Source organism: Alcaligenes pakistanensis (genome assembly GCF_014652815.1).
Taxonomy (GTDB): domain Bacteria; phylum Pseudomonadota; class Gammaproteobacteria; order Burkholderiales; family Burkholderiaceae_B; genus Alcaligenes; species Alcaligenes pakistanensis.
The window spans coordinates 761,105-776,813 of the sequence record NZ_BMZN01000001.1 but is presented as its reverse complement, the minus strand read 5'-3'; the positions used below and the strand labels follow the sequence as shown (position 1 = coordinate 776,813).

General features: G+C 55.2%; 17 protein-coding genes. 16 read left to right on the top strand and 1 reads right to left on the bottom strand.

Annotated features, from left to right (window positions below; translation table 11 throughout):
* Nucleotides 1-25 precede the first annotated feature (25 nt).
* From fabD to rarD, 16 genes are all read left to right on the top strand, one after another.
* Nucleotides 26-961, top strand: coding sequence for an ACP S-malonyltransferase (fabD, locus tag IE156_RS03590; protein WP_189391089.1), 936 nt, complete (start codon nucleotides 26-28; stop codon nucleotides 959-961).
* The gene (gene fabG, locus IE156_RS03585) at nucleotides 962-1,705 is read left to right on the top strand and encodes a 3-oxoacyl-ACP reductase FabG (RefSeq protein ID WP_189391088.1); all 744 of its coding nucleotides are present in this window, start codon (nucleotides 962-964) and stop codon (nucleotides 1,703-1,705) included.
* A 186-nt stretch (nucleotides 1,706-1,891) separates the two neighbouring features.
* Nucleotides 1,892-2,131, top strand: a complete 240-nt coding sequence (gene acpP, locus IE156_RS03580) for an acyl carrier protein (protein ID WP_043680887.1) — start codon at nucleotides 1,892-1,894, stop codon at nucleotides 2,129-2,131.
* Between the two features lie 140 nt (nucleotides 2,132-2,271).
* On the top strand, nucleotides 2,272-3,504 hold the full coding sequence (gene fabF / locus IE156_RS03575; RefSeq protein ID WP_189391087.1) for a beta-ketoacyl-ACP synthase II: 1,233 nt from the start codon (nucleotides 2,272-2,274) through the stop codon (nucleotides 3,502-3,504).
* Entirely contained in the window at nucleotides 3,434-3,967 is a 534-nt protein-coding gene (locus IE156_RS03570) for a hypothetical protein (protein WP_229841026.1), read from the top strand. Before fabF ends, IE156_RS03570 begins: the two co-directional genes overlap by 71 nt.
* A complete protein-coding gene (rpoE, locus tag IE156_RS03565; RefSeq protein ID WP_189391086.1) occupies nucleotides 3,967-4,569 on the top strand; it encodes an RNA polymerase sigma factor RpoE in 603 nt (200 codons plus the stop codon). The genes IE156_RS03570 and rpoE overlap by 1 nt, the downstream gene beginning before the upstream one ends.
* Nucleotides 4,570-4,578: 9 nt before the next feature.
* Nucleotides 4,579-5,073, top strand: a complete 495-nt coding sequence (locus IE156_RS03560; RefSeq protein WP_229840956.1) for a sigma-E factor negative regulatory protein — start codon at nucleotides 4,579-4,581, stop codon at nucleotides 5,071-5,073.
* On the top strand, nucleotides 5,070-6,098 hold the full coding sequence (locus IE156_RS03555; protein ID WP_229840954.1) for a MucB/RseB C-terminal domain-containing protein: 1,029 nt from the start codon (nucleotides 5,070-5,072) through the stop codon (nucleotides 6,096-6,098). Before IE156_RS03560 ends, IE156_RS03555 begins: the two co-directional genes overlap by 4 nt.
* 24 nt (nucleotides 6,099-6,122) lie before the next feature.
* Nucleotides 6,123-7,628, top strand: a complete 1,506-nt coding sequence (locus IE156_RS03550) for a DegQ family serine endoprotease (RefSeq protein WP_189391084.1) — start codon at nucleotides 6,123-6,125, stop codon at nucleotides 7,626-7,628.
* Between the two features lie 243 nt (nucleotides 7,629-7,871).
* Nucleotides 7,872-9,665 carry a translation elongation factor 4 gene (lepA, locus tag IE156_RS03545; protein WP_189391083.1) on the top strand — a complete coding sequence of 598 codons (1,794 nt, stop codon included), beginning with the start codon at nucleotides 7,872-7,874 and terminating at the stop codon, nucleotides 9,663-9,665.
* Nucleotides 9,666-9,729: 64 nt separating this feature from the next.
* Nucleotides 9,730-10,614: a signal peptidase I gene (gene lepB, locus IE156_RS03540; protein WP_189391082.1), complete on the top strand. Its 885-nt coding sequence runs from the start codon at nucleotides 9,730-9,732 to the stop codon at nucleotides 10,612-10,614.
* Nucleotides 10,614-11,372, top strand: a complete 759-nt coding sequence (gene rnc / locus IE156_RS03535; RefSeq protein ID WP_189391081.1) for a ribonuclease III — start codon at nucleotides 10,614-10,616, stop codon at nucleotides 11,370-11,372. The genes lepB and rnc overlap by 1 nt, the downstream gene beginning before the upstream one ends.
* Nucleotides 11,369-12,259: a GTPase Era gene (era, locus tag IE156_RS03530; protein WP_189391080.1), complete on the top strand. Its 891-nt coding sequence runs from the start codon at nucleotides 11,369-11,371 to the stop codon at nucleotides 12,257-12,259. The genes rnc and era overlap by 4 nt, the downstream gene beginning before the upstream one ends.
* The gene (recO, locus tag IE156_RS03525; protein ID WP_189391079.1) at nucleotides 12,252-12,842 is read left to right on the top strand and encodes a DNA repair protein RecO; all 591 of its coding nucleotides are present in this window, start codon (nucleotides 12,252-12,254) and stop codon (nucleotides 12,840-12,842) included. Before era ends, recO begins: the two co-directional genes overlap by 8 nt.
* A 1-nt stretch (nucleotide 12,843) precedes the next feature.
* Nucleotides 12,844-13,449, top strand: a complete 606-nt coding sequence (locus IE156_RS03520; protein WP_189391078.1) for a PIN domain-containing protein — start codon at nucleotides 12,844-12,846, stop codon at nucleotides 13,447-13,449.
* On the top strand, nucleotides 13,446-14,351 hold the full coding sequence (rarD, locus tag IE156_RS03515) for an EamA family transporter RarD (protein ID WP_189391077.1): 906 nt from the start codon (nucleotides 13,446-13,448) through the stop codon (nucleotides 14,349-14,351). The genes IE156_RS03520 and rarD overlap by 4 nt, the downstream gene beginning before the upstream one ends.
* Before the next feature lie 206 nt (nucleotides 14,352-14,557).
* Here the strand turns inward: rarD and epsC are convergent, their stop codons facing one another.
* Nucleotides 14,558-15,487 (bottom strand): serine O-acetyltransferase EpsC, encoded by a 930-nt coding sequence (gene epsC, locus IE156_RS03510; RefSeq protein WP_189391076.1) that lies wholly within the window; start codon nucleotides 15,485-15,487, stop codon nucleotides 14,558-14,560.
* Nucleotides 15,488-15,709 lie beyond the last annotated feature (222 nt).

Below are 15,709 nucleotides of genomic sequence, written 5' to 3'. Positions count from 1 at the left end.
CCTCATCTCTTTGGGTTTTTCTACCATGAAAATTGCGTTTGTCTTTCCAGGACAAGGCTCGCAGTCCGTGGGCATGCTTGATGCCTGGTCTGAGTCTGTTGTTGTGCAGCAAGCCATTGATCAGGCTAGCCAGGCGCTGGGTCAGGATCTGGCTCAGCTGATGGCTCAAGGGCCTGCCGATGCACTGAACCTGACTACCAATACTCAACCTGTCATGCTGGCGAGCGCAGTGGCCATGTACCAGGCCTGGATTCAGGCTGGTGGTCCCGTTCCTGCTGTCATGGCAGGTCATAGCCTGGGTGAATACTCCGCCCTGACGGCTGCCGGTGCCTTGAGCCTGGAGCAGGCTGTCCCCTTGGTGCGTGTGCGTGCGGATGCCATGCAGGCCGCTGTGCCGCTGGGTGTAGGTACGATGGCGGCCATTTTGGGTCTGGATGATGATCAGGTGCGCGATGTGTGTGCTCGTGCGGCCGAAGGTCAACAGGTGCAGGCTGTTAATTACAATGCGCCTGCGCAGGTGGTAATTGCAGGTCACGTAGAAGCCGTGGATCGTGCGTGTGCTTTGGCTAAAGAAGCCGGCGCCAAGCGTGCCTTGGTGTTGCCTGTGTCGGCTCCGTTCCACTCCAGCTTGCTAGAGCCCGCTGCCGCTGTATTGGCCCAGGCTTTAGCTTCGGTGCACGTGCAGACCCCCGTGATTTCCGTGATCAATAACGTGGACGTAGCTGCGCCTACCGACCCCGAACAAATCAAAGACGCATTGGTTCGTCAGGCCTGGCATCCCGTGCGCTGGGTAGAAACCATTCAAGCCATGAAGGCTCAAGGCGTTACGCACGTGGTCGAGTGCGGTCCAGGCAAAGTGCTGACAGGCCTGATCAAGCGTATTGATCGTGATCTGGTCGCCTTGTCGATCAGCGACCCTGCGTCCTTGCAGACCACCTTAGAAGCCCTGGAGGGAGCGTAAATGCAAGAATTGGATCTTAGCGGCAAGACCGCCCTGGTAACCGGCGCATCGCGCGGTATCGGTCAGGCAATTGCCAAAGAATTGATGGCACGCGGTGCCAAAGTAGTGGGTACGGCCACCTCTGAAGCGGGTGCGCAGGCGATTTCTGCCGTGCTCGCTCAGAACGGTAGCTACGGCCATGTTTTGAACGTGGACGACCCGGCTGCGTGCGAAGCCCTGATTTCGATGCTGAGCAAAGAAGATGGCGGTCCGCACATTCTGGTTAATAATGCTGGGATTACCCGCGATAACCTGGCCATGCGACTAAAAGACGAAGATTGGGATGCCGTCATTCAGACCAATCTGAGCGCCGTATTCCGTTTGTCGCGCGCGGTCATCCGCCCTATGATGAAAGCCCGCTGGGGCCGCATCATCAGCATCACCTCTGTGGTGGGCGAGAGCGGTAATCCGGGCCAAGCCAACTACGCTGCTGCCAAAGCGGGCGTTGCAGGCATGAGCCGTGCCTTGGCGCGCGAACTCGGTAGCCGTAACATCACCGTTAATTGTGTGGCTCCGGGCTTTATTGATACCGACATGACGCGCTCGTTGACTCCTGAACAGTCAGCCGCGATTTTGTCGCAAATCCCCTTGGGACGACTGGGTTCTGCAGAGGATATCGCTAACGCGGTAGCCTTTCTGGCCGGGTCGCAAGCGCAATATATTACGGGCAGCACCATCCATGTGAATGGTGGTATGCACATGTAAGGCTTGGCATCGCGCCCGGCTGAGGTAAAATTGCGAGATTATTTGTGGCCTATTGCTTGAACCGGCGTTGCAGGAATGACGTTGGGCCTCATACAAGAACGCCGTTTTTTGTCATGGCTTATCCCTCCTTACAGTAGGGATTGGCTATATAATTTGCGGGAATTTTTCCCAACTTGGAGAATCTGCATGGAAAGCATCGAACAGCGCGTCAAGAAGATCGTCGCTGAACAACTTGGCGTTAACGAAGCCGAGATCAAAAACGAATCTTCTTTTCTCGACGACCTCGGTGCCGACTCGCTCGACATGGTCGAGCTCGTGATGGCGCTCGAAGACGAATTCGAAACTGAAATTCCAGACGAAGAAGCTGAGAAAATCACGACGGTCCAGCAAGCTGTGGACTACATCACTTCTCACAGCAAGCAGTAAGTTCAATTAAGAGTGTGGGCGGCATTGTGCACGCCCTCGCTCCAGAGCGGTTTCCAGAGAGTAGCTTGTGCCCGGCGGCTTTAGCTTGCAAGACGCAGTTATTCCCTTTAAACCGCTTTTTTTGTGTTTAGGAGTCATCCGTGAAACGACGTGTCGTGATTACCGGGCTGGGTATTATTTCCCCGGTCGGCAACGATATTCCTACCGCGTGGGATAACATCGTCAATGGGCGTTCGGGCATCGGGCGTATTACCCGTTTCGATCCTTCGGCCCTAACCGCCCAAATAGCGGGTGAGGTCAAGGGTTTTGAGTTAGCACCCTACATTTCAGTCAAAGAAGCCAAGCAAATGGATACCTTTATCCATTATGGCGTCGTAGCTGGCATGCAGGCTTGGCAAGATTGTGGCCTGGATATCAATAGCATTGATGCAGAGCGCGTCGGCGTTATTGTGGGCTCGGGGATTGGTGGGTTGCCCCGTATTGAAGAAACCCAAAAAGAGTATTTAGATCGGGGTCCACGTCGGATTTCCCCGTTCTTTGTGCCTGGATCCCTGGTTAACCTGGTATCGGGCCAACTATCTATCGGCCTGGGTCTGAAAGGCCCTAGCTATGCCGTAGTGTCCGCGTGTACAACCGGCCTGCATTCCATCGGTGATGCAGCACGCCTGATTGAATACGGCGATGCGGATGTCATGCTGGCTGGTGGCGCAGAATCCACAGTGTCCCCCTTAGGGATCGGTGGTTTTGCTGCCATGCGTGCTTTGTCCACCCGTAACGACGACCCAACAACGGCATCGCGCCCTTGGGATGTGGATCGTGACGGTTTTGTGCTGGGTGAAGGCGCTGGTGTGCTGGTGCTGGAAGAATACGAACATGCCAAAAAGCGCGGTGCGCGTATTTATGGCGAGTTCTCCGGCTATGGCATGAGCTCTGATGCTCATCACATCACCTCGCCAGATCGTGACGGTCCTCGTCGCGGTGTGGTGAACGCGTTGCGTAACGGTGGTGTGAACGCAGACGAAGTTCAATACGTTAACGCCCATGGCACTTCCACGCCATTGGGTGACGTGAACGAGTCTGAAGCTCTGAAACTGGCTTTTGGCGATCACGCTTACAAGCTGGTGGTTAACTCCACCAAATCCATGACCGGCCACCTCTTGGGTGCCGCAGGTGGTATTGAGGCGGTGTTCACCACGTTGGCGGTGTACAAGCAGATCTCGCCGCCCACCATCAATATCTTCAATCAGGATCCTGCTTGCGATCTGGATTACTGCGCCAATCAGGCTCGTGACATGAAGATTGATGTTGCCTTGTCCAACTCCTTCGGGTTTGGTGGCACTAACGGTTCTATGGTGGTTCGTCGTCTTCGTTAAGATAGACTTCCCCACTCGCAACGCCCAGTCCTGGTCGATCGGAGCTCCGGCTCCGGTGCGCCGACTGGGCGCTTTTGTCTGTGCTTTAGGGGCGCTGGGCTTAGCCTGGACAATCTACAGCTGGCAATTGCCCGGAGCTCTGGCTCTGTTAGCAGGTGCTTTGTGGGCTTATTTTTTGTATGCTCGCAGTCGTCGGGCATGGAACGGGCACGCTACACTAGCGCATCAGGCAGGGATATACTCCTTGCAGCGGGCTGAATCAGCTGATGTGCCCGTGCAGATAGAGCAGGTCTGGCGTTCTCCCTGGTTTATGACCTTGCGTTTGCGGGGCGATCCAGCCAGTACCGGGCGCAATACCGTCACGCTATGGCGTGGGGCCCAGCCGCAGCAGGCTTGGTGGGCATTGTGCCTTTGTGTCAACCGGCTGTCCCATCAGGTCCGTGCTCAGAATAAGGATTCTTAATGAGTGAACGCGATACCGATGCCGAACTAGTTGCACGTGTTCAGCGTGGGGATAAGCGAGCCTTTGACCTGCTGGTACTGAAGTATCAGCGCAAGATCATGCGTCTGCTCAGCCGCATGGTGCGTGAACCGTCTGAGGTCGAGGACGTGGCACAAGAAACCTTTATCAAAGCGTACCGGGCTTTGCCTCAGTTCCGAGGCGAGAGTGCTTTCTACACCTGGCTGTACCGCATTGCGATCAATACGGCCCGTAATTGGCAGGCCTCGGCTGCACGACGTCCCAATACTGTGCAGAACGTCGAAACTGAAGACGGTGAAACTTTTGACCGAATCGACAACCTAAGCGATATAAGCACGCCAGAATCCATGATGGTCAGCCGCCAGATTGCCGAGACAGTGAATAGTGCAATCCAGGCTCTGCCGGAAGAGTTGCGGACAGCTATCGTGCTTCGTGAAATAGAGGGTATGAGCTATGAAGACATCGCTCAAACCATGGACTGCCCTATAGGAACTGTGCGCTCACGTATCTTTCGGGCTCGTGATGCCATTGCTGCGCAATTGCGTCCCATACTAGATGGTGAAGATAGTGAACGACGGTGGTAAGGATCGATGATGCAAGCCTTGAAATCCCATTCCGATGAAGAACAGCTCAATGCCTGGGAGATCGCCGTATCCTCCTGGGTGGATGGTGAGGCTGAAATACGTCCCGAGGAACTGGACTCCCCCTACGGGCGTCAAGTTTGGGATGCCTATCATTTGATCGGCGACGTGATGCGTACCGACGCATTGGCGATTCGTACATCGGATCGTTTTTACGCGCGCCTGTCCAAAGCGATTGACGAAGAGCCTACGGTGCTCGCGCCCAACGCGATGAAGCGCCCCTTGGTGCAACGCTATGGCGTCAGTGGTTTGGCCGTAGTGGCCGCGGTAGCGGCAGCGCTATGGGTAGGCTTGCCTTATATGGGTGTCAGCTCGGTGCCGGGCACCTTGATGGCGAGCGCCCAGGACGAGCAGCTCTGGAATGACTACGCGGATTTGCACCGTGATTTTGTGGGTACCGGTCCGGTACGCCATGTTTCATTTGAGAGTGGAGCCTTGGGTCAATGAGGTCTGTACGTATGCCGTCGCAGGTGACCTTGGCACGTCTGTCTAAGGGTTTGTTTGCCTTTTCGCTGGCGATACTGTGTACAACACCGGTCCTGGCTCAGGACGCGAGCGGGATTGAACCCCTGGATCTGCCCTGGCTGCAAAAAGTTCATAAAGCGGCGCGCGATCTGGACTACTCCGGGGTCATTATTTATACCCAGGATCAATCCAGCCAATCCATGAAGCTGGTTCATATTATTGACGGCACTGGAGAGCGCGAGCGTCTGGAAATTCTTGACGGTGAGCCGCGTGAGTTCCTGCGTCAAAATGAAGTGACGCAATGCCTGATTCCCGAAAAGAAAATGGTGGTGATCGAGCGTCGTGAAAACGAGCGCTTTCCCAGCTTTCTGGTCGGTGACGTCAGCCAGTTACCCAACTTCTATGATATGCGGCGTCTGCCTTCCCGGGAGCGGGTAGCCGGGCGGCCTTGCGACCTGATCGAATTAGTCCCCAAGGATGACCAACGCTATGGTTATCGGGTGTGCGCCGATACGGATCACCATTTGCTGTTGAAAATGCAGACTTTGGACCCACAACAAGTCGTGGTAGACCAGATTGCCTTTGCCTCGGTTGCCTTTGGCGAACAGGTGGATCTACAAGAGCTGCGGACTAGTTGGAATCCAAGTAAATGGGAAGTGGTTGAGCCCGAGGTCCAGAAAATTGATTTAAGTGAGCTGGGTTGGCATCTGGCTTTGCCTGCCGGTTTCAGCTTGCGTTCCGAAATGCTCAGACCCATGCGGGCGGGGCGTCAGGTAACGCACTTGATGATGTCTGATGGTTTGGCCGCAATTTCTGTTTTCCTGGAGCGTGTTGGCACGCCCGAAGCAGAAGAAAACAGCCTAGGTGCGTTCCATCGTGGTTCCATGAATATGTACCGCAGCCGTATTAACGATTATGTTCTGACCAGCACCGGCGCTGTACCTGTACAGACTTTGCGCGCTTTGCTTGAAGGAACGCAGTTCACCCCTCTATCCCGGACACATTGACGATCGTCCCCCAGGAGTATTTGAATGAAAAAATCGAGTCATAAAATGCGTATTCCTGTTCTCTCGGCTTTGACGGCTGCCGTGCTGTTTGCGGCCAGTGTGCCAATGGCCCAGGCCCAGCCTGCCAGCACCGATGAGCAAGTCCAGAGCGCCTCGCTGGGACTGCCGGACTTTACCGGTGTTGTGGCCAAGACCGAGGATGGTGTCGTGAATATTCGTACGACAGAAGCGGTTCAGGTGCGCTCACCCGCAATGGGGCCCGGTGGGGACCCCTATGATATGTTCCGCTGGTTCTTTGGACCCGACTTTATGCCTCCAGGCATGGCTCCCCAGCAACGTCCTCGCGGTGGCGGCAACGAGGGGCAACAGCCCCAGGAGCGTACTGTGCCGCGTGGCGTGGGCTCGGGTTTCATTATTTCTGCCGATGGCTACATCCTGACCAATAATCATGTGGTGGCGGACTCCAACGGTATTTTCGTCACCCTGAGCAATGGCAAGGAATACCCTGCCAAGATCATCGGCACTGATGAACGCACCGATGTGGCCTTGATCAAGATTGAAGCCAAAGACCTGAAGCCCATGGTCATTGGGGATTCCAAACAGCTCAAAAAAGGGCAGTGGGTCTTGGCGATCGGTTCACCGTTTGGCCTGGAGTCCACCGTGACCTCGGGGATTGTTAGCGCCATTAACCGCGAGACGGGTGATTACCTGCCCTTTATTCAGACCGATGTGGCCGTGAATCCAGGCAACTCCGGAGGTCCGCTGATCAATCTGAATGGCGAAGTGGTGGGTGTGAACTCCCAGATTATTTCGCGCAGTGGTGGCTTTATGGGTATTTCCCTGGCCATTCCTATCGACGAAGCCATGAATGTGGTCGAGCAGCTTAAATCCGACGGCAAGGTGACGCGTGGTCGTATTGGCGTCCAGATCACGCCGGTGGCCGATGATGTGGCTACGGCCCTGGGCTTGAAAGACAGCAAGGGTGCCTTGGTCAGTAGCGTGGAAGAGGGTGGTCCTGCCGCCAAGGCCGGTATCCAGTCCGGTGACGTGATTCTGAAGTTCAATGGCCGCAACATCGAGCAAATGACGGATCTGCCCCGTATTGTGGGTGGCACCAAGCCCGGCCAAAGCTCCACGCTGGAAGTCTGGCGCAAGGGCAAGTTGCAAACCATCAAGATCGACGTAGAAGAAATGCCCTCCAGCAGCCCGAATGCTGCCAGCAAGGACGAGAAAGACAGTCCCGCCGCTAGCAGTGCAGATGCCTTTGGACTGAAAGTAACAGCCGTTCCGGCCGCTGATCTGAAGCGTTTGGGCGTGGAAAGTGCAGTTCAGGTAACCGAGGCGACCGCCCCTGCCAGCGAAGCGGGTTTGCAGCCTGGCGATCTTATTTTGCGTGTCAACGATAAAGACGTAGGGACACCGGATCAATACGCTAAAATGGTGGCTTCCTTGGATAAATCCAAAGCAGCGGCCTTGCTGGTTTTACGTGCCGGCCAGTCGCAATGGGTTTTGATTACGCCATCGAAATAAAAATTCTGTAAAACGGCTAAAATGGTAGCCATTGATGAACTCCGGCCCCGGGCCGGAGTTTCTCCGCCACCAATCGGAGGCACTATATGCCCCGAATGGATAATGGCTCCACGTGCGCCCGTCTGACAGGACGGGTCTTGCGTTTCAGGCGCGTGGACTGAAAAGGGGCGTCATGGGCGCCCCTTTCTTGTGCCGTCTCTCTGGCATTGCGCCTCAACATTTTCTTTGTTTATTAACGGGTTTATGGACCACATCCGCAATTTCTCTATTATTGCCCACATCGATCATGGCAAATCGACCTTGGCTGACCGCCTGATCCAACGCTGTGGTGGCCTGGCCGACCGCGAGATGTCGACTCAGGTTCTGGATTCGATGGACATCGAGAAAGAGCGTGGCATTACGATTAAGGCCCAGACAGCTGCTTTGCACTACACGGCCAAGGATGGCAAGGTTTACAACCTCAACCTGATCGATACCCCCGGCCACGTGGACTTCTCTTATGAAGTCAGTCGTTCCCTGTCGGCTTGTGAAGGGGCTTTGCTGGTGGTCGATGCCTCCCAAGGTGTGGAAGCGCAGACCGTTGCCAACTGCTATACCGCGTTGGAACAGGGCGTGGAAGTGATTCCTGTGCTCAACAAGATGGACTTGCCTTCGGCCGACCCCGATGCCGCCCGTCAGGAAGTGGAAGACGTTATTGGGATTGATGCCAGCGAGGCCATCGAGGCCAGTGCCAAAACCGGTCTGGGCATTGACGATATTCTGGAAACCATCGTGGCGCGTGTGCCTGCGCCCGTGGGTGACCCCACCGCGCCCTTGCAGGCCTTGATCATTGACTCCTGGTTTGACAACTACGTGGGCGTGGTCATGCTGGTGCGTATCGTCAATGGAGTGCTCAAGCCTAAAGAGAAGATCCTGCTGATGGCAACCCGTGCCACGCATTTGGTTGAGCATCTGGGCGTGTTTACACCCAAATCGGAAAACCGTCCTCATTTGTCGGCAGGTGAGGTGGGCTTCATCATTGCGGGTATTAAAGAGCTGGAACACGCCAAAGTTGGTGACACCATCACCTTGGCGGGCAAGCCTGCTGAAAAAGCCTTGCCTGGTTTCAAGGAAGTGAAGCCTCAGGTGTTCGCCGGCTTATACCCAGTGGAAAGCAGCGAATATGATCAGCTGCGCGATTCGCTGGAAAAGCTGAAACTGAACGACTCCTCTCTGATGTTTGAACCCGAGGTGTCTCAGGCACTGGGTTTTGGTTTCCGTTGCGGCTTTTTGGGTCTGCTGCACATGGAAATCGTCCAGGAACGTCTGGAGCGCGAATTCGACATGGACATCATCACGACTGCGCCGTCAGTGGTGTATGAAGTCGAGCGTCGTGACGGCGAAGTCATCATGATTGAAAGCCCCTCCCGCATGCCGGAGGTGTCCCATATTGAAGACGTACGCGAACCGATTGTTGTGGTTTCGCTGCTAATGCCGCAGGAATACGTGGGTCCGGTCATGACGCTGTGTACAGTCAAGCGCGGTTTGCAGTTAAATATGACCTATCATGGCCGTCAGGTGAATCTGGTCTATGAAATGCCACTGGCCGAGATCGTGCTGGACTTCTTTGACCGCCTCAAGTCTGTGTCGCGCGGCTATGCCTCCATGGACTACGAGTTCAAGGAATACCGTTCTGCTGATGTGGTCAAGGTGGACATCCTGATCAATAGTGACCGGGTCGATGCTCTGTCCATGATCGTGCACCGTAGCAATGCACGTTACCGCGGACGCGAAGTGGTCTCCAAGATGCGCGCCTTGATCCCGCGTCAGATGTTTGATATTGCTATTCAGGCCGCCATTGGCGCTGAAGTTATTTCGCGCGAGAACGTCAAGGCACTGCGCAAGAACGTGCTGGCCAAGTGTTATGGCGGCGATATCTCACGTAAGAAAAAGCTGCTTGAGAAGCAAAAAGCCGGTAAGAAGCGGATGAAGCAAGTTGGGAACGTAGAAATTCCGCAGGAAGCCTTTTTGGCAATTTTGCAGGTCGAGGATAAGTAATGCTGTGGTCGGCGCCCCAAGCCGACCGTAGCCAGGACTGCGTTAATTTCTTTAAAGGAAACCGATGAGCTGGGATTTCGCTCTGATTTTGTTTGTGCTGCTGATACTGACCGGCGTGATCTGGTCTTTGGATCGTTTTTCCTTGCGTGGCCGCCGTCTGGCGCGTGCGCAGGCTGCGATGCAGGCAGTACCGGAAACGGCGGCTCAGGACCCCGAACATTTGCAGCAACTGCGCCAGGAAGCGTATGACCAGGCCAATCGCATGCCCTGGTGGATCGAGTATGGCGTCAGTTTTTTCCCAGTCATTTTGTTCGTGTTTGTATTGCGCTCTTTTATCATCGAGCCCTTTCGCATTCCGTCGGGCTCCATGTTGCCTACGCTGAAAAATGGCGATCTGATTTTGGTGAATAAGTACGAATACGGCATTCGCCTGCCGGTCAGTGGTACCAAGGTGATCCCCTTGGGCCACCCTGAACGCGGCGATGTGATTGTGTTCCGTTACCCTGTGGATACGACTGTCGACTACATCAAGCGAGTGGTCGGCGTGCCCGGTGACCGTGTGGAATACCGTGACAAGGTCTTGTCTGTTAATGGGCAGGTGGTTACCCAAGTGCGCAGTGGTGATTATTACGAACCTGATCGTTCGGCCTACATTGGGCGTTATCTGGAAGAGCTGGGCAAAGTACAGCACAACATTTTGCTGAACAAGACTCAGCCCCAAGGTTTGATGCCTATCGTGGCGTTCCCCAACCGTGATTCCTGTGAGTACTTCTCCAACGGCATCTCTTGTGTGGTGCCCAAGGGGAATTATTTTGTCATGGGAGACAATCGCGACAATAGTCTGGACAGTCGTTATTGGGGCTTTGTGCCCGATGAGAATATTGTGGGACGCGCCTTCTTTATCTGGATGAATTTCCGCGAACTTAGCCGTATAGGTCGCTTCCATTAATGAAACGTCTTGCTTTGCTTGAAGCCGCTATCGGCTACTCCTTTAAAGACACAGGCCTGCTGGAGCAGGCCTTGACCCATCGTAGCCACAGCGCTCGTCACAACGAGCGGCTGGAGTTTCTGGGCGACTCGGTACTGAACTTCACGGTTGCGGCCTTGTTGTTTGACCGTTTCCAACGCATCGATGAAGGCGACTTGTCGCGCTTGCGGGCCAATCTGGTCAAGCAGGCTGCCCTGGCCGAGATCGCTACCCGCCTGGGTTTGTCGGACTATTTGCGTCTGGGAGAAGGGGAGCTGAAAAGCGGTGGTTTCCGCCGTCCGTCCATTTTGGCGGATGCGTTGGAAGCGATTTTTGGCGCCGTTTTTTTGGATGCCGGTTTCATCCAGGCGCAAACCGTCATCACCCAGCTGTATGAACCCATGCTGGTGGATGTGGACCCCAAAACCTTAGGAAAAGATCCCAAAACCTTGCTGCAAGAACTGCTGCAGGGTCGCAAGCTGGATTTGCCGGTGTATACCGTGGTGGCCACACATGGCGCAGCCCACGATCAGTTGTTCGATATCGAATGCACGATCGCCAAGCTCAATATCCATGTACGTGCCAGTGGCAGTAGCCGCCGTGCGGCTGAACAAGCCGCCGCGACGCAGGCCATTGCTATTTTAGAAGCTGAATTTCCAGCCAAGACGACGCGCGCCAGTCGCCATCGTCGCCCCTCACAATTGACTCTGCCCGTGGCAGTGTCGCAGGAAACAGAATGACAGAGACCCCCTTTCGCTGCGGCTTCGTGGCTATTGTTGGACGCCCGAACGTAGGGAAGTCCACGCTGGCCAATGCCTTGATTGGCAGCAAGATTTCGATTGTGTCGCGCAAAGCGCAGACCACTCGTCATCGCATCAATAGCGTGCTGACTCGCGATCACGATCAAATGGTGTTTGTGGACACCCCCGGCTTTCAAACCAAGCATGGCGGTGCCATGAACCGCATGATGAACCGCGTTGTCACCCAGGCCCTGGCCGATGTGGACGTGGTGGTGCATGTGGTCGAGGCCGGTAAATGGTCGGCCTCCGATGCTGAACTGCTGCCTTTGTTGCCTAAAGGCGGCAAAACCATTCTGGTCATCAATAAAGTTGATGCCCTCAAGAGCAAAAATGATCTCTTGCCTTACATCGCTCGCCTGTCCCAGGAGTTCGATTACGGCGCTGTGATCCCAGTTAGCGCGGCCAAGCGCCTGCAGCTGGACAGTTTGCTGAACGAGATCGCTGGCCGCTTGCCGGAAGGCGAGGCCATGTTTGATGCAGAGACAATTACCGACCGTTCGGTGCGCTTCATTACGTCTGAACTGCTGCGTGAAAAGATCTTCCGCCTGGTGGGTGACGAGCTGCCTTACGGTTGTACTGTTGTCATCGAGCAGTGGGAAGAGAACGAGCAGGGCGCTCGTATTTCCGCCTGCGTGGTAGTGGAGCGTGAAAGTCACCGCCCGATTCTGTTGGGAGCCGGTGGCATGCACATGAAGCGTATTGCAACCGAGGCGCGCCAGGATATTACCAAGCTGCTCGACAAGCCCGTGTTCCTGGATGTGTACATCAAGGTGCGTAAGGGTTGGTCCGATCGTGAAGCGGTCCTGCGCGACCTGGGGTATGAGTAACCTTCGTCATCGCTTTCAGGACGAAGCCGGCTACATCCTGCACACCAGTGCATGGCGTGAAACGTCGCTGATCTGTCATGCCTTTACGCGCAATCACGGGCTGGTGCCCCTGGTTGCCAAAGGCGCTAAGAGGCCGCATTCTATTTTGCGGCCTGCTTTGTCTGTGTTTCAGCCTTTGTTGTTGTCGTGGTCGGGCAAAAACGAGGTCAAAACGCTGATACGCGCCGACTGTGCCGGGATTCGTCCTTTAAAGGGGCGTGCCTTGATGTCGGCCTGGTATATGAACGAATTATTGATTCGCTTGTTGCCACGAGAAGACCCACACCCTGTTTTATTTGATGCCTACGAAGAAGCGCTGGTGCATCTGACACAGGTGCCTCGTCCGCCCGTGGCAGGCGCTCTGCGACGCTTTGAGTGGGTGCTGCTGACGGAAACGGGCTATGGCATGGATGAAGCCACACCTGATTTCAATGATCCAGTCGGTGAGCCCGAGCTGCGCATACGTTTGCGCGAGCGCTTGAACAGCCTGCTGGGTCGCCCCTTACACACCCGTTCCGTTCTTATGCAGCTGCAACGCTATTAATATGGCCGTCTCCCTTCCTTCCGTGCTGGTTCTGGATACTTGCGTACTGATCTCCAATGTCTTGCGCCGCTTGCTTCTGGCAGTGGCTGACGAGCAGTTGTTCAAACCCGTCTGGAGCCCGATTATTGGAGATGAGTGGCGCAGAAATGCAGGCCGGCTCTGGAAGGTGATGCCCACTTCTATTGAAGAGCAATGGGAAGCCTTGCAGCAACGCTATCCCGACGCAGACTTAGGTGATAGCAGTGAGTTCAAAAAGAATTTGCGCTATTCCGATCCCAAGGACTGGCATGTGATTGCCAGTGCACGCCTGGCGCAGCAGCATTATCCTGAGCACAGCGTGGGTATCCTGACCCGCAATCTGAAAGACTTTAATCGTTCCGAGTTGCGTCGCCTGGGTATCAGTTTGTGGGACCCAGACCAGTTGCTCAATTCGTACATGGCTGCTCAGCCCGAACTGATGCAGCGCTTGCTGGATGACTTGCCTGCCTTGATGCTGACGCCAGAGGCGCAAGCCCTGGATACGCACACCTTATTAAAGCGTGATCGTTTGTTCGCTCTGGGGCAGTCTTATCTACGACGACAGAAAATGGCTGAGGCGAGCGTATGAAACAAGGGGTAGTGCTGTCGGTTCTGGCCTCGGCTTTATTTGCTTGTCTGTACTACTACGCTACTGTTCTGCATCCCTTAAGCGGGGAGCAGATTTTCGCGTGGCGAATTGTGCTGGGGCTACCCGCTTTGGCTTTGGTCATTACGCGTGCGCGACGCTGGCGTGAAGTACGTTGGGTTTTGCGTCACTGGCCGGGTAACTGGCGCTATTTTGCTTTACTGCTTTTGGCGGCCATTCTGGTGGGTGTGCAGCTCTGGATTTTTGTCTGGGCTCCCTTGCATCAAATGGCCTTGGACGTTTCGCTGGGCTATTTCCTCTTGCCGCTGATGATGGTGCTGGTGGGACGTGTCATCTACAAAGACAGCTTGAGCCGTATTCAGTGGATTGCGGTCGCGCTGGCGGGGCTGGGCGTGCTGCATGAGCTGTTTAGGGTGGGGACTGTGTCCTGGGCGACTGCGGTTGTTGTCCTGGGTTACCCACCGTATTTCATGTTGCGCCGCTATTTGCGACTGGGATCTCTGGCGTCCCTCTGGTTTGACCTGAGCTTTCTTTTCTTGCCCGCTTGCTGGCTGCTTTTTGTCCAGGATACGCAGATGTGGGGCATGTTCACGGGTGAACCGCGCCTGTTCTGGCAGGTCCCGGTCTTGGGCTTGATCAGCTCCGTCGCACTGGTGAGCTACTTGTCGGCCAGTCGTCAGCTGCCTTTGGCGCTGTTCGGGATTCTAGGGTATGTGGAGCCGGTGCTCTTATTCTGGGTGGCGTATCTGCTGCTGGACGAGCCCATGAGTGCAAGCCAATGGTGGACTTATATTCCGATCTGGATTGCTATTTTTCTGATGGCCTTGGAAGGATTCATCAAGATGCTGCGCCCAGGCCCTCCTGCGCCGCCTCCCAAGGCTTAAGAGTCGGTGCAGCAGGCTAGGGCACCCATAGAGAGCCTGTCGCTGTATGGCCCCGGATGGAGGGCTTAAATGATCCAGGCTTGCTACACCACCCCAATACAAAAACGACTCCTGGTGAAGGAGTCGTTTTTGTTGGTGTCGGGATGCTCTATTCAGAGACTGCTTGGATCGTTGCGCCGGTTTTTAAACTAAAGGGTTAGGGGCGCTTAGCGCAAGTTTTCTGGACAGTCAGGCTGATTACGCAGCAAGTTGGCCTGAGTCACCGAACAACCGGCAGCTACGTCTTCGGTAATCCAGACATTGCCGCCAATGGTGGAACCGGCCCCCAAGGTCACACGACCCAAAATCGTGGCACCCGCATAAATGACGACGTCGTCCTCGACAATCGGGTGACGTGGCTGACCTTTAAGCAGCAAGCCTTTTTCGTCTTTGCTAAAGCGCTTGGCGCCCAAGGTTACCGCCTGGTAAATACGCACTCGCTTGCCAATGATGGCTGTCTCGCCAATCACCACTCCCGTGCCGTGGTCGATGAAACAGGAGTGGTCAATTTGCGCACCGGGGTGAATATCAATACCGGTCTGGCTGTGGGCCAGTTCAGCAATAATGCGGGCTGTCAGGGGCAAGCCCAGATTGGTCAAGGCATGGGCGATGCGGTGATGAATCATGGCCAGCAGGCCGGGATAGCACAAAAGCACTTCATCTACGTTGCGCGCGGCGGGGTCACCTTGATAGGCCGCGACCACGTCCAGATCCAGCGTGCGGCGTAAATCAGGCAGCATATTGGCAAAGGATTGAATGGCGGTGTGGGCTCGGTTCTCAATGGTGCAACGGTCGTGCTGGCCACCATTTAACAAGGCAGCGCGTTGCAGTTCGATGCGGGCTTGCTGCAGCAGAGTGTTCAGAGCCTGTCCCAGGTGGTGACCAACAAAGTGATCTTCGTACTCGCGGCGCAGCTCCGGGCTGCCCAGACGCATGGGAAACAAGATGCCTTTGAGCTGCTCGGTGACTTGAATCAAAGCTTGTACTGACGGGAATTCCTGGCCTTCAAGCTCGTTCAAGCGTTGATGCGCCTGTCGCCATTCTTCGCGGGCTCCGCGCAGATTATCGACTATATGTTGAGTTTCAAAGACGGCCACCAGTGTTCTCCAAAGGGGAAATTTTTCTATAGGGTTTACTATACCCGCGCGCCTGTCCAAGGACACGAAAAACAGGGTGCCTTGTCAGGGTGATTTATCCTGGCGGATTTACAAGGCGGGTCGGTGTTTTTTTGCTGTCCGTAGGCTTTGGGGAGCTTGGCTTAACAGGAGGCCTGAAATGGTTTCCTGTCTGGCTATCCACGGCCTTGCAGCGCATAAAAA